Raw genomic sequence first — 20,029 nt, forward strand, 5'->3', positions numbered from 1 at the left:
GTAACGAATTGTTTCTATGCTCACAGCCTTCGGCACCTTCGCCCGACGCCAATCGGAGCCCCCATGGCAACCCCGTCCCTGGCCAGCCAGCCGCACCTGGCCCAACGCGATGCGCGCCCGCAGCTGTCTCACAAGCCCGGCCGCGCCACCGTGGTTCTGTTCTTCGGCCTGCTGCTGGCCGGCCTCGCCTATACCGCCTGGAGCCTGAAACAGGACGTCAGCGCCAGCGGCACGGTAATCACCACCGTCACGCCGTTCCTGCTGCTGGGCCTGGCGTTGCTGATTGCCCTGGGTTTCGAATTCGTCAATGGCTTCCACGACACCGCCAACGCCGTGGCCACAGTCATCTATACCCACTCGTTGCCGGCACCGGTTGCCGTGGTCTGGTCGGGTTTGTGCAACTTCCTCGGCGTGCTGTTCTCCAGCGGTGCGGTGGCGTTCGGCATCATCGCCTTGCTGCCGGTAGAGCTGATTTTGCAAGTCGGCTCTTCGGCCGGTTTCGCCATGGTCTTTGCCTTGCTGCTAGCCGCGATCATCTGGAACCTGGGCACCTGGTGGCTGGGCCTGCCGGCCTCGTCTTCGCACACGCTGATCGGCTCGATCATCGGCGTAGGGGTGGCTAATGCGCTGATGCACGGGCGCGACGGCACCAGCGGAGTGGACTGGGGTCAGGCCAGCAAGGTGGGCTACGCGCTGCTGTTTTCGCCGCTGATCGGCTTTGCCTGCGCCGCCCTGTTGCTGCTAGCCCTGCGCGCACTGGTCAAGCGCAAGGCGCTGTACCAGGCACCCGAAGGCCAGACTCCGCCGCCGTGGTGGATCCGCGGCGTGCTGATCCTGACCTGCACCGGGGTGTCCTTTGCCCACGGCTCCAACGATGGCCAGAAAGGCATGGGGCTGATCATGCTGATTCTGGTCGGCACGCTGCCGATGGCGTATGCCCTGAACAAGACCATGCCCAGCGAGCAGTCCTTGCAGTTTTCGGCCGTTGCCGAGGTGACGCGCCAGGCGCTGGTGCGCAGCGATCCGCAACCGGTGCCGGCAGACCCTCGCCAGGTGCTGACCCTGTTCATCACCGAGCCCAAGCCCACCCCGCAACTGGTGCCCGCACTCGCGGCACTGACCGGCATGATCGGCGAAGAAGTCAAAGGCTATGGCTCGCTCAAGCGCGTGCCGGCCGAGGCCATGGCCAACGTGCGCAACGACATGTACTTGACCAGCGAAGCCATCCGCCTGATCGAGAAAAACCAGCTGGTAACCTTTGATGCCGACACCCGCAGCCATGTGCAACTGTTCAAGACCCAATTGGACGACGCCACGCGCTACATCCCGTTGTGGGTCAAGGTGGCCGTGGCCATCGCCCTGGGGCTGGGCACCCTGGTCGGCTGGCGGCGCATCGTGGTGACGGTGGGCGAGAAGATTGGCAAGACCCACCTGAGCTACGCCCAGGGCGCCTCGGCCGAGGTGGTGGCGATGTGCACCATCGGCGCGGCGGACATGTTCGGGCTGCCTGTGTCGACCACCCATGTGCTGAGCTCTGGTGTGGCCGGGACCATGGTCGCCAATGGCTCGGGGATCCAGAAGCGCACGCTGATCAATCTGCTGATGGCGTGGGTGCTGACCCTGCCAGCGGCGATGCTGCTGGCGGGTAGCCTGTACTGGGTGTTGAATCAGATTTTCTAGTCTGCAAGATGAGGCTGTGGGAACAAGCCCCACAGGTTAAGTACCTGGCGTTCAGCCCGGGATTTTCAGGCCCCGCTGAACGGCAGGGCGTTCGAGGAAGTTGGCCAGCACCCGCTGCACTTCCTTGAACGCATCGAAGCCCACCAGCTCACGGGCGTTGTAGCGCTCCACCAGGTTGCGCACCCAAGGGAAGATGGCGATATCGGCGATGCTGTACGTGTCGACCATCCACTCCCGCCCTTCAAGGTGCCGATCCAGCACGCCCAGCAGGCGCTTCGATTCGTTGACATAGCGATCGCGCGGGCGCTTGTCTTCGTATTCCTTGCCTGCAAAGAAGTGGAAGAACCCGACCTGGCCAAACATCGGGCCGATGCCGCCCATCTGGAACATCAACCACTGCAGGGTCTGGTAACGGACGGCAGGGTCCTGGCTGAGCAACTGGCCACTTTTCTCGGCCAGGTACTGCAGGATCGCGCCCGACTCGAACAGCGCCAGCGGCTGGCCGCCAGGGCCGTTCGGGTCGAGGATGGCGGGGATCTTGTTGTTGGCGCTGAGGGAGATGAACTCAGGGCTCATCTGGTCATCGGTGTCGAAGCTGACCTTGTGCGGCTCGTACGCCAGGCCGATCTCTTCCAGCATGATCGACACCTTGACGCCGTTGGGCGTGGGCAGCGAATACAGCTGCAGGCGCTCGGGGTGCTGGGCGGGCCATTTGCGGGTGATGGGGAATGCGCTCAGATCGGTCATGGTCAACCTTGCCTGGGGGATGGGCTTGTCACTCTAGTGACATCCCCGCCCGCTGACCATCACCGACCACTCATCGGCACTGGCTGATCACGCCTGGCCATGGGCCTTGAGCTTGAGCTTTTCGGTGTCGACCCGCACGAATACCGAGTCGGCAGTCACCGTCAGCACATCGTCCGCCCAGACCTCGCAGATGACCCGGCTCTTGCGCCCTACTTCGCCTTCTACGCGCGCCTTGAGCAGCAGCTCGACCCCCATGGGCGTCGGTTTCAGGTAGCTGAGGTTGAGCGTGCCGGTGACGCAATCGATGCGCGGCAAGCTGCCCGCTTCGCGGCCTTCGTTGCGGTAGTGGTAGGCCATGGCGGTCCAGTTGGAATGGCAGTCGACCAACATCGCCAGCAAGCCGCCGTAGACCAGGCCGGGCCAGCCGATGAAGCTGCTATCGGGCGAGTGTCGGCACAACAGGTGAATGCCATCGGCGTCCCAGTGGCTTTGCAGGTGCAGGCCGCTGGGGTGGGCACAGCCACAGCCGTAGCAGCTGCCTTCTGGCGCGGCGAGTTGCTGGAGGGAAAGGGTTTGCTCGTTCATACGCTTCCTGTGCTTGTTGGAATGGGAAGGGATGCAAGCGTCGATGGTAGCGCCGCGATTTGCCAGCGCCAATGAGAATGCCGGGGCTGCGTTGCAGCCCATCGCGGCATAAGGCCGCTCCCAGCAGTCTGTACACGACAGCACAGTACCTGTGGGAGCGGCCTTGTGCCGCGAATGGGGCGCAAAGCGCCCCCAAGGATCACGCGGTCTGCGCAACCACCTTGCCGCGCCGCTGGGTCAGCGACACCAGCAGGATGAACAGCGTCACCCCCGCCGTCATCAGCGTCTCGTAACGGTAGGCATCGCTGAACAGCATGTAGCCCAACACCATGACAATGGTGCCGATCACCAGCCAGGTCAGCCAGGGGAACAACCACATCTTCAGCTCCAGCGGTGTGCCTTCACGTTCGGCACGTGCCCGCATGCGCAGCTGGGACACGGCGATCACCAGGTACACCAGCAAGGCGATGGCACCGGTGGTGGACAGCAGGAACCCGAACACCTTGCCGGGGAACACATAGTTGACCAGGCAACCGGCAAAGCCTGCCAAGGTCGAGAAGATGACCGCGACCGTCGGCACGCCAGCACCGGAGATACGCTTGGTCATGCTCAACGCCTGGCCACGGGCACCCAGGGAGTAGAGCATCCGCGACGCGGTGTAGAGGCCGGAGTTCATGCAACTGGTCACCGCCACCAGCACCACCAGGTCGACCAGCAGCTTGGCGCCCGGCACGTTCAGTACTTCCAGTACCCGCTGGAACGAGCCCACGGCTTTCAGGGCCGGGTCGTTCCAGGCCACCAGCGACACCACCAGGAAGATCGAGGCCAGGTAGAAGATGGCGATGCGGTACACCACCAGGTTGGTGGCGCGGCGAATCTTGTCTTTCGGGTTTGCCGTTTCGTCAGCGGCAATGGTGACGATTTCGGCGCCGAAGAACGAGAAGATGGTGATCAGCACGCCGCCCAACACGGTGCCGAAGCCATTGGGCATGAAGCCGCCGTTGTCCCACAGCCGGCTCACACCCGACACCTCGGCCAGCGGCCAGAAGCCGAATACGGCCAGGCTGCAGACAACGATGAAGGCAATGATGGCAATCACCTTGACCAGTGCGAACCAGTACTCGAAGGCACCGAAGTTCTTCACGCTGATCAGGTTGGTACCCGACAGCAAGACCATGATCAGGAAGGCGAACAGCCACGATGGCACAGCGGGGAAGTAGGTATGCAGGATGTCTGCGCCAGCGATGGCCTCGACCGGGATGATCAGTACCCAGAACCACCAGTACAACCACCCGATGGTGAAGCCTGCCCATGGGCCGATGGCCTCGGAAGCGTAGGTGGAGAACGACCCGCTGTTGGGGTTGGCGATGGCCATTTCGCCCAGCATGCGCATCACCAGCAGCACCAGCAGGCCGGTCATGGCATAGGAAATGAGAATGGCCGGGCCGGCGGTGGCAATCGCGTTGGAGGAGCCGATGAACAGGCCGGCACCGATGATGCCGGCGATGGAGATCATGGACACCTGACGGGACGTCAGGCCGTGCTGCAAGGAACGCTGTTTCTTGTTGTCTAGCGAAGCCATGGAGAACCCTCGAATGGGTCGCCGCGCGGGGGCGGCTAAAAATTGGAGCAGAATTCTTATCAATTTCTGATGTTGGTTTTTTTGTTGTTCTGAAGATGCCGGTACTGGCTACTTCCCTCCTCTTCGCACGACCGGTTGTAATCGTTGATCCAGGTCAGTATTAATCTATAGGTCTGGGTCAACAAACGACCTTTTCGAAGCACATGATTCCGATTTGGAATGAACTTCATCCTTTTTTTGCTCGGTACGCGCCTGTCATGTCCAAACGCCTGATGCCCTCGACCACCGCCCTCCAGTGCTTCGAAGCGGCTGCCCGCCACCTCAGCTTCACCCGCGCGGCGCAAGAGCTGCACCTGACCCAGAGCGCGGTCAGCAAACAGGTCGCGCAACTTGAAGAGATGCTGTCGCACTCGTTGTTCCAGCGCATTCGCCGGCGCCTGCACCTGACCCCGGCCGGTGCGCTGTACCTGACCGAGGTGAACAAGATCCTCACCCAGATCGACATTTCCAGCCGCTACATCCTCAGCTATGGCGACGAGACCGAAGTGCTGCGCATCGCCACCCAGCCGACCTTCGGCGCCCGCTGGCTGGTGCCCAGGCTCAAGGGTTTTGGCGATCGCTACCCGCGCATCCACCTGGATATTCGCAACGAACTGGAACCCTTCGACCTGGTGCAGGCCAAGGCCGACATCGCCTTTTTCTTCGGCCAGGGCACTTGGCCCGGGGCGACCTGCATCGAACTGTTCAGCGAAGAAGTGCTGCCGGTGTGCGCCCCGGAGCTACTGGCCAGCCACCACTTCAGCAGCGCCGAGGCGCTGACCGAACACCGCCTGCTGCAGTGCGTGTCCCGCCCGGAGGCCTGGCATGAATGGTTTCTGGGGCTGGGGCTGCACAGCCAGAACAGCTACCACGGGCCGCGCTTTGACACGTTCTACCTGTGCATCCGCGCCGCCATCGCCGGTTGCGGCATTGCCCTGATCCCTCGCTACCTGGTGGCCGAAGAGCTGAGCGAAGGCAAGCTGGTGGTGGCCTGGGACCACCCGGTGCCGAGCAACGGCCGGCACTTCATCGCCCATGCCGAGCATGCGGCCGAGGTGCCGAAGATCAGAGCGTTCGTGCAGTGGATTCGCGAGCGGGTGGCCGAGGGCGATTGAGGTTGCCCGTCCAAACCCTAAAAACTGGCCAGATCATGAATCCAGGGAATGACCGCAATCGAATAATTCGTTTGCGGAATAACCCGCCGGCACGCTTGGATAATAAGAAACTCGAACAAGGTCCGCGTGCCCCATGAATCAGGAAAGTATCAGCCAGTCCATTGCCATCGTTCACCCCATCACACTTTCCCATGGCAAGAATGCGGAAGTCTGGGACACCGACGGTAAACGTTATATCGACTTCGTCGGCGGCATCGGCGTACTCAACCTGGGGCATTGCAACCCTGCCGTGGTCGAGGCGATCCAAACCCAGGCCACCCGCCTGACCCACTATGCCTTCAACGCCGCGCCCCATGGCCCGTACCTTGAGCTGATGGAACGCCTCAGCCAGTTCGTCCCCGTCAGCTACCCGCTGGCCGGCATGCTGACCAACAGCGGCGCGGAAGCGGCGGAAAACGCCCTGAAAGTAGCCCGCGGTGCCACCGGCAAGCGCGCCATCATCGCCTTCGACGGGGGTTTCCATGGCCGCACCCTGGCCACCCTGAACCTCAACGGCAAGGTCGCCCCCTACAAACAACGGGTCGGCGAGCTACCCGGCCCGGTCTACCACCTGCCCTACCCCAGCGCCGACACCGGCGTCACCTGCGAGCAGGCGCTCAAGGCCATGGACCGGCTGTTCAGCGTCGAGCTGGCGGTCGAAGACGTGGCAGCGTTCATCCTTGAACCGGTGCAAGGCGAAGGTGGCTTCCTCGCCCTCGACCCGGCATTCGCCCAGGCACTGCGCCGCTTCTGCGACCAACACGGGATTTTGATCATCATCGACGAGATCCAGTCGGGCTTTGGTCGTACCGGCCAGCGTTTCGCCTTCCCTCGCCTGGGTATCGAGCCAGACCTGCTGCTGCTGGCCAAAAGTATCGCTGGCGGCATGCCACTGGGTGCGGTAGTCGGGCGTCAGCCCTTGATGGCGGCGCTGCCCAAGGGCGGCCTGGGCGGCACTTACTCGGGCAACCCGATTGCCTGCGCGGCGGCGCTGGCAAGCTTGGCGCAGATGACTGACGAAAACGTCGCCACCTGGGGCGAGCGCCAGGAGCAGGCCATCGTCAGCCGCGTGGAGCGCTGGAAAAAACAGCACCCCTTCATCGGCCGCCTGACCGGCGTCGGTGCAATGCGCGGCATCGAGTTCGTCAATGCCGACGGCAGCCCAGCCCCCGCGCAACTGGCCAAGGTGATGGAAACGGCGCGGGCCAAGGGTTTGCTGCTGATGCCCAGCGGCAAGGCGCGGCACATCATTCGCCTGCTGGCACCACTGACCATCGAAGCCAATGTGCTCGAAGAAGGGCTGGATATCCTCGAGCAATGCCTGGCCGAGCTGAACTGAGGGTTACAGGCCCAGTTCTTCGGGGGTGAGCATGTCGGACTCGAAGGCGATCCAGCCGCCTTCGAGTTCGGCGTGGCCGTTGACGATCGGGCCGTAGTAGGTCAGGCCGTTTTCCAGGGTGACGCAGATGTGCGTGGCGGGCTTTTCGGGGGCCGCGAGCGCGCCGACGAAGTGCACCTTTTTCAGGGTTTCAGTCACCGCTTCAAGGCCAACACGGATGTTGGCGTTCTCCGATGCCTCGACATCGCCCCCACGGTCTTCGGTGCTGACGGTCACGGTGGCGATGTACGGGTACTTGCTGCTCAAGCGGGTTACCTCAATAGGATAGGTAGGCGTGTGGGCGCGTAGAGTACGGCAGCCTTTCGTTGTTGTCTCTACTGGCCTGATCGCGGGCAACTCGGATCGCCGCACCGCCGCCAACAGGTGATCTGAATGCCCCGATCTGTTAGGGTGCCCGCCGATGCACGCCACACCACACGAGGATCCCGAGTGAGCGCCGAAGAACCCCTGATCGCCGACCTGTTCGAGGTCGACAAACGCCTGTCCCTCAAGCCCGTCGTGGACTTCAACAACTACCTGCGCAACGCGTTCGCCGAAGGCCCGTGCCAGTGCCACCGCTGCCGTGACGGTGGCGACCAGAACAGCTACAGCCATCAGCACAACTTCACCCTCGAAGGCCGAGCGCTCAACCGCCGCTTCGCCACCACCGCAGGCAGCGACGTGCTGCTGGTGCTGAAAAAAGCCTGGCTGTCGTACCACAAGGAAGACCTGAACCTGGTCGGCGCACTGGACCTGGCCAAGCTCAAGACCTTTACCGACGCCGCCCTGCACGAGCGCCTGCTGGCCCTGTTGCCTGCCAGCGGCCTGGCCCGCGAAGTGGACGGCCAATGGCTGCTGCAAGCCCAGGCCGACTGACGGCCCGGCGGTAAAGCAGGATTCTTCCGGTCTGCTACCTTGGGAGAATCCGCATCCCCGCAGGTAGTCCGCCATGGCCCGTACAACGCCCATCGAGCTGTATCGCAATATCGGCATCGTCGCCCACGTGGATGCCGGCAAGACCACCACCACCGAACGCATCCTGTTCTACACCGGGGTCAACCACAAGATGGGCGAGGTGCACGATGGTGCCGCGACCATGGACTGGATGGCCCAGGAACAGGAGCGCGGCATCACCATCACCTCGGCGGCGACCACAGCCTTCTGGCAAGGCTCGACCAAGCAGTTTGCCGACAAGTACCGCTTCAACATCATCGATACCCCAGGCCACGTCGACTTCACCATTGAAGTGGAGCGCTCGCTGCGCGTGCTCGATGGTGCCGTGGTGGTGTTCAGCGGTGCCGACGGGGTCGAACCGCAATCGGAAACCGTCTGGCGCCAGGCCAACAAGTACCATGTGCCGCGCTTGGCCTACATCAACAAGATGGACCGCCAGGGCGCCGACTTCCTGCGTGTGGTCAAGCAGATCGACCAGCGCCTGGGGCATCATCCGGTACCGATCCAGCTGGCGATCGGCAGCGAAGAGCACTTTATCGGCCAGATCGACTTGGTGAAGATGAAGGCCATCTACTGGAACGACGCCGACCAGGGCACCACCTATCGGGAAGAAGAGATCCCTGCCCAGCTTCGGCCGCTCGCCGACGAATGGCGCGCACACCTGGTCGAGGCGGCCGCCGATGCCAATGATGAACTGACCCAGAAATATCTCGACGGCGAAGAACTGACCATCGACGAGATCAAGGCCGCCTTGCGTCAACGCACCATCGCCAACCAGATCGTGCCGACGATTCTGGGCTCCTCGTTCAAGAACAAGGGCGTGCCGCTGATGCTCGATGCGGTGATCGACTACCTGCCCGCGCCCTCCGAGATCCCTGCCATCAAGGGCACCGACCCAGACGATGAAGAAAAACACCTGGAACGCCACGCCGACGACAACGAGCCGTTCTCGGCCCTGGCCTTCAAGATTGCCACCGACCCGTTCGTCGGCACCCTGACCTTCGCCCGGGTGTACTCCGGCGTACTCAGTTCTGGCCATGCCGTGCTCAATTCGGTCAAGGGCAAGAAGGAGCGCATCGGCCGCATGGTGCAGATGCATGCCAACCAACGCGCCGAGATCAAGGACGTCTGCGCCGGCGACATCGCCGCGCTGATCGGCATGAAGGACGTGACCACCGGCGACACGTTGTGTGACATGGACAAGCCGATCATCCTCGAACGCATGGACTTCCCCGACCCGGTCATCTCCGTGGCGGTAGAGCCCAAGACCAAGGCCGACCAGGAGAAAATGGGCGTTGCCCTGGGCAAGCTGGCCCAGGAAGACCCGTCATTCCGGGTACGCACCGACGAAGAGACCGGCCAGACGATCATCTCTGGCATGGGTGAGTTGCACCTGGACATCATCGTCGACCGCATGCGCCGCGAGTTCAACGTCGAGGCCAACATCGGCAAGCCGCAGGTGGCGTACCGCGAGAAGATCCGCAACACCTGCGAGATCGAAGGCCGCTTCGTCCGCCAGTCCGGCGGGCGCGGCCAGTATGGCCACTGCTGGATCCGCTTCGCCCCTGGCGACGAAGGCCAGGAGGGCTTGGAGTTTATCAACGAGATCGTCGGCGGCGTGGTGCCACGCGAGTACATCCCGGCCATCCAGAAGGGCATCGAGGAGCAGATGAAGAACGGCGTGCTCGCCGGTTATCCGCTGATCAGCCTGAAGGCGGCGGTGTTCGACGGCTCCTACCACGACGTCGACTCCAACGAGATGGCCTACAAGATCGCCGCCTCCATGGCCACCAAGCAACTCTCGCAAAAAGGCGGGGCGGTGCTGCTGGAGCCGGTCATGAAGGTTGAGGTGGTGACGCCGGAGGAATACCAGGGCGACATCATGGGCGACCTGAGCCGACGCCGCGGGATGATTCAGGATGGCGACGAGACGCCAGCCGGCAAGGTGATTCGTGCCGAGGTGCCGCTGGGTGAGATGTTCGGCTATGCCACGTCGATGCGCTCGATGACCCAGGGGCGGGCCAGCTATTCGATGGAGTTCACCCGCTATGCCGAGGCGCCGGCCAGCATCGCCGACGGCATAGTGAAGAAAAACCGCGGCGAATGATCGTGCGCCCAGTGCCAGCAACTGCCTTGCTCAGATGCCCAAAGCCGGCGTGATCTCAGTGGGAGCGGGCTTGCCCCGCGAACAGGCCGGCCCAGACACTGCCGCTGCCTGGCACCGGCTGCGCCGGTATTCGCGGGGCGAGCCCGCTGCCACCACGGATCATGACAACGCTCAGTGCTGTTCGCCGGCCCGTTTCAGCAGCTTCTTGCAGCGCTCGGACAGGTGCACCACCCGCAACTGCTTGCCCGCCTTGGCATAGCGCTCGCGCAAGGTCTTCAACGCCGCAATTGCCGAGTAGTCGACAAAGCTCAGGTGCTGGCAATCCAGGGTGACCTTGGCCGGGTCGCCCGCCGCATCGAACTGGTTGAGAAACGGCGTGACCGAGGCAAAGAACAGCGTGCCATGCACCTGGTAGCGCTTGCCCCCCTCGCCGTCCTCGTGGCTGTCGGCATACAACTCCCGGGCATGCTGCCAGGCAAAGTTCACCGCCGCGATGACGATACCGAACAGCACGGCCATGGCCAGGTCGGTGAACACCGTGACGACGGTCACCGCAATGATCGCCAGCACATCGCTGACCGGCACCTTGTGCAACACGCGCAACGAGGCCCAGGCAAAGGTCTGCTGGGCAACCACGAACATCACCCCTACCAGGGCCGCCAGCGGGATGCGCTCGATCAGCGGCGACAGGAACAGCACGAACAGCAAGATCATCACCCCAGCGACCACCCCAGACAGCCGACCACGGCCGTTGGAGCTGAGGTTGATCACCGTCTGCCCGATCATCGCGCAGCCGCCCATGCCGCCACATAGCCCGGAGACCATGTTGGCCGCCCCCAGGGCCACGCACTCGCGGTCCGGGAAGCCACGGCTCTCGGTGATCTCGTCGGTGAGGTTGAGTGTCAGCAGGGTTTCCAGCAAGCCGACCATGGCCATCAGCACTGCGTACGGGGCAATGATCTGAAGCGTTTCAAGGTTCCATGGCACACTCGGCAGTGCCAGTTCCGGCAAGCCGCCGGCGATATGCGCCATGTCGCCGAGGGTACGGGTCGGTAAACCGAGCAGGTACACCAGCAGGCCTACCCCGAGGATGGCCACCAGCGCGGGCGGCACGGCGCGGGTCAGCTTCGGCAGTACGTAGACCACCAGCATGGTCAACACCACCAGGCCGATCATCAGGTACAGCGGTGCACCACTGAGCCAGTGATCGCCCTGCTTGAAGTGCTCCAGCTGGGCCAGGGCGATGACGATCGCCAGGCCGTTGACGAAGCCGAGCATCACCGGGTACGGCACCAGGCGCACCAGTTTGCCCAGGCGCAGCACGCCAAACAGAATCATCACCACCCCGCCCAGCAGCACCGTGGCCAGCAAGTACTGCACCCCGTGTTGCACCACCAGCGCGACGATCACCACCGCCATCGAGCCGGCAGCGCCAGAGATCATGCCGGGGCGGCCGCCAAACAGCGCGGTCAGGGTGCAGATGATGAAGGCGCCATACAGGCCCATCAACGGGTTGAGGTGCGCCACCAGGGCAAAGGCGATGCACTCGGGCACCAAGGCGAACGAAGTGGTGAGGCCGGCGAGCACGTCGGCGCGGAGTCGGGCGGGTTTCATGGCGTTCCTGTGAGGCGGTCCAGGCGGACGGGCTGGCAAGCAAGGGGCGCAATGTTACGGAATTTGTCTAACAGCGGCCACCACTCAACGCACCCGGTCAAGGCTCTGTACCGCCAGGTCCAGCGCACGCTGCATGTCCAGGCGCGCCGAGCGGCCCAGGTCCGGGTGGTTCAGCCGGCCGCCCCGCTCAGACGGCAAAATCGGCGCAGTCAGGTCCTCGGCATCCATGGCTTCGAAGTCCTGCTCGGTACCCAAGGTCAATGCACTGCGCCGCAACAACATGCGGACCTGCTCGGGTGTCAGTGCCGGGTTGATCGACAACATCGCCGCCACCGTCGCGCTCACCAGCGGCGTGGCATACGAGGTGCCACAGTGTGGCCTCTTGGCACCCGCGGGGCGGATGCAGGCCGCGGCGCTGACATCGACGCGCATGTCGATGTTCGAGCTGCGGCGCTTGCGCACATGCTGCGGGTCCTCGACCGGCACCGCCTTGTCGCTGCGCTGGTGGCCGCCCACCACCAGCAATTGCTCGGTAATGAACGACGATGGCAAACGGTATTCGTCAGTGCCGGACCACGAGGCGCCGTTGCCCGCCGAGTTGATGACCACCACGTCTGGGTGCTCGGCCCGCAACCAGAGGAAGAACTCTTCCAGCAGCTCCTCATACCCGCTCATCGCCAGGCCCGAGCGGACCAACGAATCGACTTCATCACCCGCGACATTTTTCGCGCCCACCCGATGGATGCCCCAGCTCCAGTTCAGAACGCGCACGCCGTCTTCGACAAGGTTGACCGAAGCCGCGATGTTGGCGGTGATACCGGCATCCGAATTGCGTTCGACAATAACCTCGAAGCCCGGGCTGGGTTTGCCCAACCCCGGCAGAAACCCGCCTTCCACGCCTTTACCCTGAGCCGCGAGAATGCCGGCGACATGGCTGCCGTGGCTGTCGGCACGGTTGCCATCCCGGCCATACAGGCAGGTATTGCCCTTCGCACAGGCGCCGCGATAGCCGATGAATCCCGGTGCGTCGAAATCCACATCGCGCTCGATCACCCCGACGCGAATGCTCTGTACCGCCACCTTGGAAGCAGGGATGCGCCGCTGGTAGAAATACAGCGCATCCATGAAGCGGTTGGCCGCCCACTCGTCTGCCTGGTCCATGGCCTGGCGGCTGCGACCGCCACCTTCCTCTGCACGTTCGGGGACGGACTCTTCGACAATCACGGCATCGACGCTGACTTCACTGCCCATGCGCAGGATCATCGCGTCGCGCTGCACCAGGTCGTGCACCGGCAAGCGCAGTTGATAGACGTTGAGTGGTGGGATGGCGCCGACCACCTTGGCGCCAAACTTGTCGGCGATACGCTGTGCTTCTTTGCGGCCGTCGTGTTTTTCTTCGATCAACAGGCTTACCAGGTCGAGGTACGTGGTCAGCCCATCCATGTTCTTCGCCACTTCCCCGGGGCCAGCGGCGAGCACATGGCTGCCCTGGCGGCTGAGCCAGACGGGGTTGCTCTTGCGCCCAGCGGCCTCGATCCACAGCGGCGCGCTGCGCTGGGCGGTACTGTGCAAGGTCAGCTTGAGGTTATCGCCTTGCCGCTCGATATCGGCCTGCGGCAATTGCGCGTCGCCGAGCCAGACCGCAGGCACCTGCGGCCCCAGCCCTTCGCTGCGCAAGCACCATTGCAGGCGCCTGGCATCGAGCAGGTCACCGCAACGCTGAAGTTGCTTGATGCGCAGCGTGTCCCCGGCCGCACCGGCAACGCTGGCGAACAGGCACAACAACAACGTGGCACAGCGCTTCATGCGGTCACTCCCGGCGGCGTCTGAGGTTGCGACTGCCAGGGCAAATCAAAGGTTCAGCCGCAGCCCGATGTCAGTCGTTGATGTGCAGCCTGCACAACCTGAGCAAATTTGCCATCATGTTGATTCCCCCTGCGGAGATCATGGACATGCCGCTACGCCCCTTTTTCGCCTCGCTGCTGCTGGCGGCGAGCCTGAGCGCTCAAGCCGCCACCGAAGTCATGCCGCTGCAGTACCGCAGCAGTGCCGAGTTGCTGCCCGCCGCGCAATCGTTCATCGGCAAGGACGGCACCGTCAGCGCCTTCGAGAACAAGCTGATCGTCAATGCCAGCCCCGAGCGCATCGACGACCTGCGCAGCCTGCTGCAACAGCTCGACACCGCGCCCAAGCGCCTGCTGATCAGCGTCGACAACAACGACAGCAACTTCCAGGACAACCGCGGCAACGCCCATGTCATCCGCTACGGCACCAGCAACCGTGAAGGCGGCCTGCAACAGGTGCAGGCCAGCGAAGGCCAGGCGGCGCTGATCCAGGTGGGCCAGAGCATACCGGTGACCAGTACCAGCACCGACGGTTACGGGCGCATCCAGAGCAACACCGAATACCGCAATGTGACCCAAGGTTTCTACGTCACCCCAAGCTTGAGCGGCGAGACGGTTCGTCTGCAAATAAGCACCAATAATGACCGTATCAGCCAGGAACGTGCCGATGTAGTGAAAGTGCAAAGCACCGACACGACCGTCACCGGCAAGCTCGGCGAGTGGATCACCCTGGCGGGGTTCAATCAGCAGAGCCAAGCCGATCGAAGCGCATCCAGCCACACCTACAGCACACAGCGCGGCGAAAACATGACTTTACGGGTAAAAGTCGACCTTCTGGACTGATCCCAGGCAATTCAAGGCCTCGACCAAAGGCCTTGAAACTGACTGCCGAGTCGTATTAGACCAAAGATGTAGTAACTTAAAAAAGTCACTACAAAACATTTGACAGGCACTTTTTCCCAAGGGCATGATGGCCTCGCTCCCGCTAATCAGGGGCCCTGGCAAGGGCCTTCGAGGCGTGCTCCTCCCACCCCTGGAGGCGCCTCGTGTCTATACGGCCCACAAGGCGGTTCGACGGGATTGCGACTGCAACGAAGAAGTTGTCCCGAGGGACGGAAGCGCATCACCGCAGTTCTGGCAATCGCGTCGCACCGCAGCAAGGCAACCACGAGCCGACCTGCAGGGCACACCTTCGCCTGGCCTGCCCCTCCTTCCCCTTCGAGCCTTCGCGTTCGCCGCCGCACTCCCCCGGACAGGACAGCCGTCAGGCCTCTGATCTGCACCCGAGCATCAGCACAATTACCCCAAGATCGATGCGACGAGGTTTATTTCCATGGCACTGACACGCGAACAGCAAATTGCAGCCCTCGAGAAAGACTGGGCCGAGAACCCGCGCTGGAAAGGCGTGACCCGTACCTACACCGCCGCTGATGTCGTTCGCCTGCGTGGCTCCCTGCAGCCGGAGCACACCCTGGCTCGCCAGGGCGCAGAAAAACTGTGGAAGCTGGTCACCCAAGGTGCCCACCCGTCCTTCCGCCCAGAAAAAGATTTCGTCAACTGCATGGGCGCCCTGACCGGCGGCCAGGCAGTGCAGCAGGTCAAGGCCGGCATCCAGGCCATCTATCTGTCTGGCTGGCAGGTTGCCGCCGACAACAACTCGGCCGAGTCCATGTACCCCGACCAGTCGCTGTACCCGGTCGACTCGGTACCGACCGTGGTCAAGCGCATCAACAACTCGTTCCGCCGCGCTGACCAGATCCAGTGGAAAGCCGGCAAGAACCCAGGCGACGACGGTTACATCGACTACTTTGCGCCCATCGTGGCTGACGCCGAAGCCGGTTTCGGCGGCGTGCTGAACGCCTACGAGCTGATGAAGAACATGATTGAAGCGGGCGCCGCCGGCGTGCACTTCGAAGACCAGCTGGCCTCGGTTAAAAAATGTGGCCACATGGGTGGCAAGGTACTGGTACCGACCCAGGAAGCCGTACAGAAGCTGGTTGCCGCGCGCCTGGCAGCTGACGTCTCGGGCGTGCCGACCATCATTCTGGCCCGCACCGACGCCAACGCCGCCGACCTGCTGACCAGCGACTGCGACCCGTACGACCAACCGTTCGTGATCGGCGAGCGTACCCGTGAAGGCTTCTACAAGGTGCGCGCCGGCCTCGACCAGGCGATCTCCCGCGGCTTGGCCTACGCTCCGTACGCCGACCTGATCTGGTGCGAAACCGCCAAGCCAGACCTGGACGAAGCCCGCCGCTTCGCCGAAGCGATCAAGAAGGAGTACCCGGACCAGATCCTGTCGTACAACTGCTCGCCTTCCTTCAACTGGAAGAAGAACCTGGACGACGCCACCATTGCCAAGTTCCAGCGCGAGCTGTCGGCCATGGGCTACAAGCACCAGTTCATCACCCTGGCCGGCATCCACAACATGTGGCACGGCATGTTCAACCTGGCGCACGACTACGCCCGCAACGACATGACCGCCTACGTGAAGCTGCAGGAGCAGGAATTCGCCGATGCCAGCAAGGGCTACACCTTCGTGGCGCACCAGCAGGAAGTGGGCACTGGCTACTTCGATGACATGACCACCGTGATTCAGGGTGGGGCTTCGTCGGTGACTGCACTGACTGGTTCGACCGAGGAAGAGCAGTTCCACTGATAGCAGTGGGCTGGTGAAGCGAGGCCCGGGGTTCGTGAGGACCCCGGGCTTTTTATTGTAGAAGGGCTTGCCACGATATTTTCAGCGCCTATGAGATCGAGCGCCGCGCGGGCGGCGCTCGATCTCATAGCCACCCCCCCCCTCACGCCAAGCACCTGCCAACCCCACCCCCTCGCCAAGGCAGGTAAAAGCAAAACGCAGAATCCGGACTATGCTTGGGGCAGCCCAGTAGCAGCCGCCACCCGCCCCCCCCATGCCCTCTCAATCACTTCGTCAGCCCACAATGGCTCAACCGATAAAGTATTGACCCAGAGCGGTGCGCGAGGGCTTGGAAGCTGCTAGAACGAGAGTTTTTCTCATTTGCAAGTAGCGCTGCAGCCCGATGAACTTGCAAGGCTCACTAAAGGAGAATTTCAACGCATCAAATTTAATGCGATTAATTATCATTACGAACTTACGAATTCGTTACGCCGCGCAAGAAACATAATTAACAAAAGCGCACGCAATGCCCGAATTTCAAGGCTTTCAGCCAGTTACGAAAGAGTTTTGTTCTTAATCCTACGAATAAATTTGCCACAGAAATTTTACTTGCACCGGGTTTACCCATAAAATCAGCGCGATTGATTCAGCTGCGACATTTGGTCACTGCATGTGCGACACCAAGTCGCCGCTCTACTTATTTCAGACTGCAGAGCTGGGTCTCTGTATAAGGATCTCTAGCATGTCCGATTCGGCAGGACTCATCGCCCACAACTGGGGCTTTGCCATCTTCCTTTTGGGTGTCGTCGGCCTGTGTGCCTTCATGCTCGGCCTGTCCAGCCTGCTCGGTAGCAAGGCCTGGGGCCGCGCCAAGAACGAACCCTTCGAATCCGGCATGCTGCCCGTCGGCAGCGCCCGCCTGCGCCTGTCCGCCAAATTCTATCTGGTCGCGATGCTGTTCGTGATCTTCGATATCGAAGCCCTCTTTCTCTTTGCATGGTCTGTGTCCGTCCGCGAAAGCGGCTGGACCGGGTTCGTCGAAGCGCTCGTTTTCATAGCAATTCTGTTGGCAGGTCTTGTCTACCTTTGGCGCGTCGGGGCACTTGATTGGGCTCCCGAAGGTCGCCGCAAGCGGCAAGCGAAGCTGAAACAATGAGGCTTTGGCAATGCAATACAATCTCACCAGAATCGATCCGGATGCGCCCAACGAGCAGTACCCGGTCGGTGAACGGGAAACCGTCACCGATCAGCTGCTAGAGGACCAGGTCCACAAGAACATCTACATGGGGAAACTCGAAGATGTGCTGCGTGGCGCGGTCAACTGGGGTCGCAAGAACTCCCTGTGGCCGTACAACTTCGGCCTGTCCTGCTGCTACGTGGAAATGACCACGGCCTTCACGGCGCCCCACGACATCGCCCGCTTCGGCGCCGAAGTCATCCGGGCCTCGCCGCGTCAGGCCGACTTCATGGTCATCGCCGGTACCTGCTTCATCAAGATGGCGCCGATCATTCAGCGCCTGTACGAGCAGATGCTCGAGCCGAAGTGGGTCATCTCCATGGGTTCGTGTGCCAACTCCGGTGGCATGTACGACATCTACTCGGTCGTTCAGGGGGTCGACAAGTTCCTCCCCGTGGATGTCTATGTGCCTGGCTGCCCGCCACGCCCTGAGGCTTTCCTGCAAGGCTTGATGCTGCTGCAGGAGTCGATCGGCCAAGAACGACGCCCGCTTTCCTGGGTTGTTGGTGATCAAGGTATTTACCGTGCCGAGATGCCAGCCCAGAAAGACCTGCGTCGTGAGCAGCGCATTGCAGTAACCAACCTGCGCAGCCCCGACGAAGTCTGATCCAGCGACCTGCCGCCCGCTCCCCAAGGAGCCGGCGGCCTGGCTTCATTCTTAACGTTGACCCAAAGCGACCGAGACCATGACAGCGGACAACGCTATTTTCATTCCGCCCTACAAGGCTGACGACCAGGATGTGGTCGTCGAACTGAACAACCGTTTTGGCGCCGAAGCATTCGTCGCCCAGGAGACTCGCACCGGCATGCCCGTGCTGTGGGTCAAGCGTGCGCAGCTCAAAGAGGTGCTCAGCTTCCTGCGCGGCGTAGCCAAGCCCTACAGCATGTTGTACGACCTGCACGGTGTCGACGAGCGCCTGCGCACACAGCGCCGTGGCCTGCCCGCCGCCGATTTCAGCGTGTTCTACCACCTGCTGTCGGTCGAACGTAACAGCGACGTGATGATCAAGGTGTCGCTCAGCGAAGGCGACCTGAACCTGCCGACCGTGACCGGCATCTGGCCAAACGCCAACTGGTACGAGCGCGAAGTCTGGGACATGTTCGGCATCGACTTTGCCGGCCACCCACACCTGAGCCGCATCATGATGCCGCCCACCTGGGAAGGTCACCCGCTGCGCAAGGACTACCCAGCCCGTGCCACCGAGTTCGACCCCTACAGCCTGACCCTGGCCAAGCAGCAGCTTGAAGAGGAATCGGCACGCTTCAACCCGGAAGCCTGGGGCATGAAGCGTCAGGGCGCCAACGAGGACTACATGTTCCTCAACCTGGGCCCCAACCACCCGTCTGCCCACGGTGCGTTCCGTATCGTCCTGCAGCTGGACGGTGAAGAGATCGTCGACTGCGTGCCGGACATCGGTTACCACCACCGTGGTGCCGAAAAGATGGCCGAGCGCCAGTCCTGGCACAGCTTCATCCCCTACACCGACCGTATCGACTACCTCGGCGGGGTGATGAACAACCTGCCGTATGTCCTGGCGGTGGAAAAGCTGGCCGGCATCAAGGTGCCGCAGAAGGTCGACGTGATTCGCATCATGCTCGCCGAGTTCTTCCGCATCACCAGCCACCTGCTGTTCCTGGGTACCTACATCCAGGACGTCGGCGCCATGACCCCGGTGTTCTTCACCTTCACCGACCGCCAGCGCGCCTACACCGTGATCGAAGCGATCACCGGTTTCCGCCTGCACCCGGCCTGGTACCGCATCGGTGGCGTCGCCCACGACCTGCCGCGCGGCTGGGACAAGCTGGTCAAGGACTTCGTCGATTGGCTGCCAAAGCGCCTCGACGAGTACACCAAGGCTGCCCTGCAGAACAGTATCCTCAAGGGCCGTACCGTCGGCGTTGCCGCGTACAACACCAAGGAAGCTCTGGAATGGGGCACTACCGGTGCCGGCCTGCGTTCCACCGGTTGCGACTTCGACCTGCGTAAAGCGCGCCCTTACTCCGGCTACGAGAACTTCGAGTTCGAAGTGCCGCTGGCCCACAACGGCGATGCCTACGATCGCTGCATGGTCCGTGTCGAAGAGATGCGCCAGAGTATCCGCATCATCGACCAGTGCCTGCGCAACATGCCGGAAGGCCCGTACAAGGCGGATCACCCGCTGACCACGCCGCCGCCGAAAGAGCGCACCCTGCAGCACATCGAAACCTTGATCACGCACTTCCTGCAAGTCTCGTGGGGCCCGGTCATGCCGGCCAACGAGTCGTTCCAGATGATCGAAGCGACCAAGGGCATCAACAGTTACTACCTGACGAGCGATGGCGGCACCATGAGCTACCGCACCCGGATCCGTACCCCGAGCTACCCGCACCTGCAGCAGATCCCTTCGGTGATCAAAGGCAGCATGGTCGCCGACCTCATTGCGTACCTGGGCAGTATCGACTTCGTTATGGCTGACGTGGACCGCTAAGC

At 62.5% G+C, this 20,029-nt stretch carries 16 protein-coding genes; 10 read left to right on the plus strand and 6 right to left on the minus strand.

Going from position 1 to position 20,029, the window contains the following annotated elements; genetic code table 11:
• Positions 1 to 63: 63 nt before the first annotated feature.
• Positions 64 to 1,680: an inorganic phosphate transporter gene (locus tag LOY26_RS17965; protein WP_186657434.1), complete on the plus strand. Its 1,617-nt coding sequence runs from the start codon at positions 64 to 66 to the stop codon at positions 1,678 to 1,680.
• A gap of 51 nt (positions 1,681 to 1,731) precedes the next feature.
• Here LOY26_RS17965 and LOY26_RS17970 read toward each other — a convergent pair whose 3' ends face one another.
• From LOY26_RS17970 to LOY26_RS17980, 3 genes are all read right to left on the minus strand, one after another.
• Complete coding sequence (locus LOY26_RS17970) at positions 1,732 to 2,427, minus strand: glutathione S-transferase N-terminal domain-containing protein (protein WP_258713955.1); 696 nt, start codon at positions 2,425 to 2,427, stop codon at positions 1,732 to 1,734.
• A gap of 87 nt (positions 2,428 to 2,514) precedes the next feature.
• Positions 2,515 to 3,012 (minus strand): PaaI family thioesterase, encoded by a 498-nt coding sequence (locus tag LOY26_RS17975; protein WP_186657428.1) that lies wholly within the window; start codon positions 3,010 to 3,012, stop codon positions 2,515 to 2,517.
• A gap of 199 nt (positions 3,013 to 3,211) precedes the next feature.
• Positions 3,212 to 4,594, minus strand: a complete 1,383-nt coding sequence (locus LOY26_RS17980) for an amino acid permease (protein WP_033699163.1) — start codon at positions 4,592 to 4,594, stop codon at positions 3,212 to 3,214.
• A gap of 257 nt (positions 4,595 to 4,851) precedes the next feature.
• Here LOY26_RS17980 and gcvA point away from each other — a divergent pair, with 257 nt between their 5' ends.
• Together gcvA and LOY26_RS17990 are read left to right on the plus strand one after the other, a co-directional pair.
• Positions 4,852 to 5,748 (plus strand): transcriptional regulator GcvA, encoded by an 897-nt coding sequence (gene gcvA, locus LOY26_RS17985; RefSeq protein WP_033699165.1) that lies wholly within the window; start codon positions 4,852 to 4,854, stop codon positions 5,746 to 5,748.
• A 133-nt stretch (positions 5,749 to 5,881) separates the two neighbouring features.
• A complete protein-coding gene (locus tag LOY26_RS17990) occupies positions 5,882 to 7,126 on the plus strand; it encodes an aspartate aminotransferase family protein (protein WP_258713956.1) in 1,245 nt (414 codons plus the stop codon).
• Between the two features lie 3 nt (positions 7,127 to 7,129).
• On the opposite strand, the gene LOY26_RS17995 is transcribed toward LOY26_RS17990, so the two are convergent.
• Positions 7,130 to 7,432, minus strand: coding sequence for a hypothetical protein (locus tag LOY26_RS17995; protein ID WP_033699169.1), 303 nt, complete (start codon positions 7,430 to 7,432; stop codon positions 7,130 to 7,132).
• A gap of 183 nt (positions 7,433 to 7,615) precedes the next feature.
• On the opposite strand from LOY26_RS17995, the gene LOY26_RS18000 reads away from it, so the two are divergent.
• Positions 7,616 to 8,041 (plus strand): hypothetical protein, encoded by a 426-nt coding sequence (locus tag LOY26_RS18000; protein ID WP_033699172.1) that lies wholly within the window; start codon positions 7,616 to 7,618, stop codon positions 8,039 to 8,041.
• Positions 8,042 to 8,114: 73 nt separating this feature from the next.
• Entirely contained in the window at positions 8,115 to 10,226 is a 2,112-nt protein-coding gene (gene fusA, locus LOY26_RS18005) for an elongation factor G (RefSeq protein WP_258713957.1), read from the plus strand.
• 171 nt (positions 10,227 to 10,397) lie between these two features.
• On the opposite strand, the gene LOY26_RS18010 is transcribed toward fusA, so the two are convergent.
• The gene (locus LOY26_RS18010; protein ID WP_258713958.1) at positions 10,398 to 11,840 is read right to left on the minus strand and encodes a SulP family inorganic anion transporter; all 1,443 of its coding nucleotides are present in this window, start codon (positions 11,838 to 11,840) and stop codon (positions 10,398 to 10,400) included.
• Between the two features lie 84 nt (positions 11,841 to 11,924).
• Positions 11,925 to 13,646, minus strand: a complete 1,722-nt coding sequence (locus LOY26_RS18015; RefSeq protein WP_258713959.1) for a S8/S53 family peptidase — start codon at positions 13,644 to 13,646, stop codon at positions 11,925 to 11,927.
• A gap of 146 nt (positions 13,647 to 13,792) precedes the next feature.
• On the opposite strand from LOY26_RS18015, the gene LOY26_RS18020 reads away from it, so the two are divergent.
• From LOY26_RS18020 to nuoC, 5 genes are all read left to right on the plus strand, one after another.
• Positions 13,793 to 14,527: a secretin N-terminal domain-containing protein gene (locus LOY26_RS18020; RefSeq protein ID WP_033700171.1), complete on the plus strand. Its 735-nt coding sequence runs from the start codon at positions 13,793 to 13,795 to the stop codon at positions 14,525 to 14,527.
• Positions 14,528 to 15,017: 490 nt separating this feature from the next.
• Positions 15,018 to 16,343 carry an isocitrate lyase gene (gene aceA, locus LOY26_RS18025; RefSeq protein WP_033699180.1) on the plus strand — a complete coding sequence of 442 codons (1,326 nt, stop codon included), beginning with the start codon at positions 15,018 to 15,020 and terminating at the stop codon, positions 16,341 to 16,343.
• Positions 16,344 to 17,064: 721 nt separating this feature from the next.
• The gene (locus tag LOY26_RS18030; RefSeq protein ID WP_003251427.1) at positions 17,065 to 17,478 is read left to right on the plus strand and encodes an NADH-quinone oxidoreductase subunit A; all 414 of its coding nucleotides are present in this window, start codon (positions 17,065 to 17,067) and stop codon (positions 17,476 to 17,478) included.
• A 10-nt stretch (positions 17,479 to 17,488) separates the two neighbouring features.
• Complete coding sequence (locus tag LOY26_RS18035) at positions 17,489 to 18,166, plus strand: NADH-quinone oxidoreductase subunit B family protein (RefSeq protein WP_012313769.1); 678 nt, start codon at positions 17,489 to 17,491, stop codon at positions 18,164 to 18,166.
• 79 nt (positions 18,167 to 18,245) lie between these two features.
• Positions 18,246 to 20,027: an NADH-quinone oxidoreductase subunit C/D gene (gene nuoC, locus LOY26_RS18040; protein WP_033699182.1), complete on the plus strand. Its 1,782-nt coding sequence runs from the start codon at positions 18,246 to 18,248 to the stop codon at positions 20,025 to 20,027.
• Positions 20,028 to 20,029: the final 2 nt, after the last annotated feature.

Source organism: Pseudomonas sp. B21-047 (assembly GCF_024748775.1).
Classification (GTDB): Bacteria; Pseudomonadota; Gammaproteobacteria; order Pseudomonadales; family Pseudomonadaceae; genus Aquipseudomonas; species Aquipseudomonas capeferrum.

Coding starts and splice junctions, on each gene's coding strand:
- gcvA (WP_033699165.1), top strand. CDS start 4,852: ATGTCCAAACGCCTGATGCCCTCGACCACCGCCCTCCAGTGCTTCGAA.
- LOY26_RS18015 (WP_258713959.1), bottom strand. CDS start 13,646: ATGAAGCGCTGTGCCACGTTGTTGTTGTGCCTGTTCGCCAGCGTTGCC.
- aceA (WP_033699180.1), top strand. CDS start 15,018: ATGGCACTGACACGCGAACAGCAAATTGCAGCCCTCGAGAAAGACTGG.
- LOY26_RS17970 (WP_258713955.1), bottom strand. CDS start 2,427: ATGACCGATCTGAGCGCATTCCCCATCACCCGCAAATGGCCCGCCCAG.
- LOY26_RS18035 (WP_012313769.1), top strand. CDS start 17,489: ATGCAATACAATCTCACCAGAATCGATCCGGATGCGCCCAACGAGCAG.
- nuoC (WP_033699182.1), top strand. CDS start 18,246: ATGACAGCGGACAACGCTATTTTCATTCCGCCCTACAAGGCTGACGAC.
- LOY26_RS17965 (WP_186657434.1), top strand. CDS start 64: ATGGCAACCCCGTCCCTGGCCAGCCAGCCGCACCTGGCCCAACGCGAT.
- LOY26_RS17990 (WP_258713956.1), top strand. CDS start 5,882: ATGAATCAGGAAAGTATCAGCCAGTCCATTGCCATCGTTCACCCCATC.
- LOY26_RS17980 (WP_033699163.1), bottom strand. CDS start 4,594: ATGGCTTCGCTAGACAACAAGAAACAGCGTTCCTTGCAGCACGGCCTG.
- LOY26_RS17975 (WP_186657428.1), bottom strand. CDS start 3,012: ATGAACGAGCAAACCCTTTCCCTCCAGCAACTCGCCGCGCCAGAAGGC.
- LOY26_RS18010 (WP_258713958.1), bottom strand. CDS start 11,840: ATGAAACCCGCCCGACTCCGCGCCGACGTGCTCGCCGGCCTCACCACT.
- LOY26_RS18030 (WP_003251427.1), top strand. CDS start 17,065: ATGTCCGATTCGGCAGGACTCATCGCCCACAACTGGGGCTTTGCCATC.
- LOY26_RS18020 (WP_033700171.1), top strand. CDS start 13,793: ATGCCGCTACGCCCCTTTTTCGCCTCGCTGCTGCTGGCGGCGAGCCTG.
- fusA (WP_258713957.1), top strand. CDS start 8,115: ATGGCCCGTACAACGCCCATCGAGCTGTATCGCAATATCGGCATCGTC.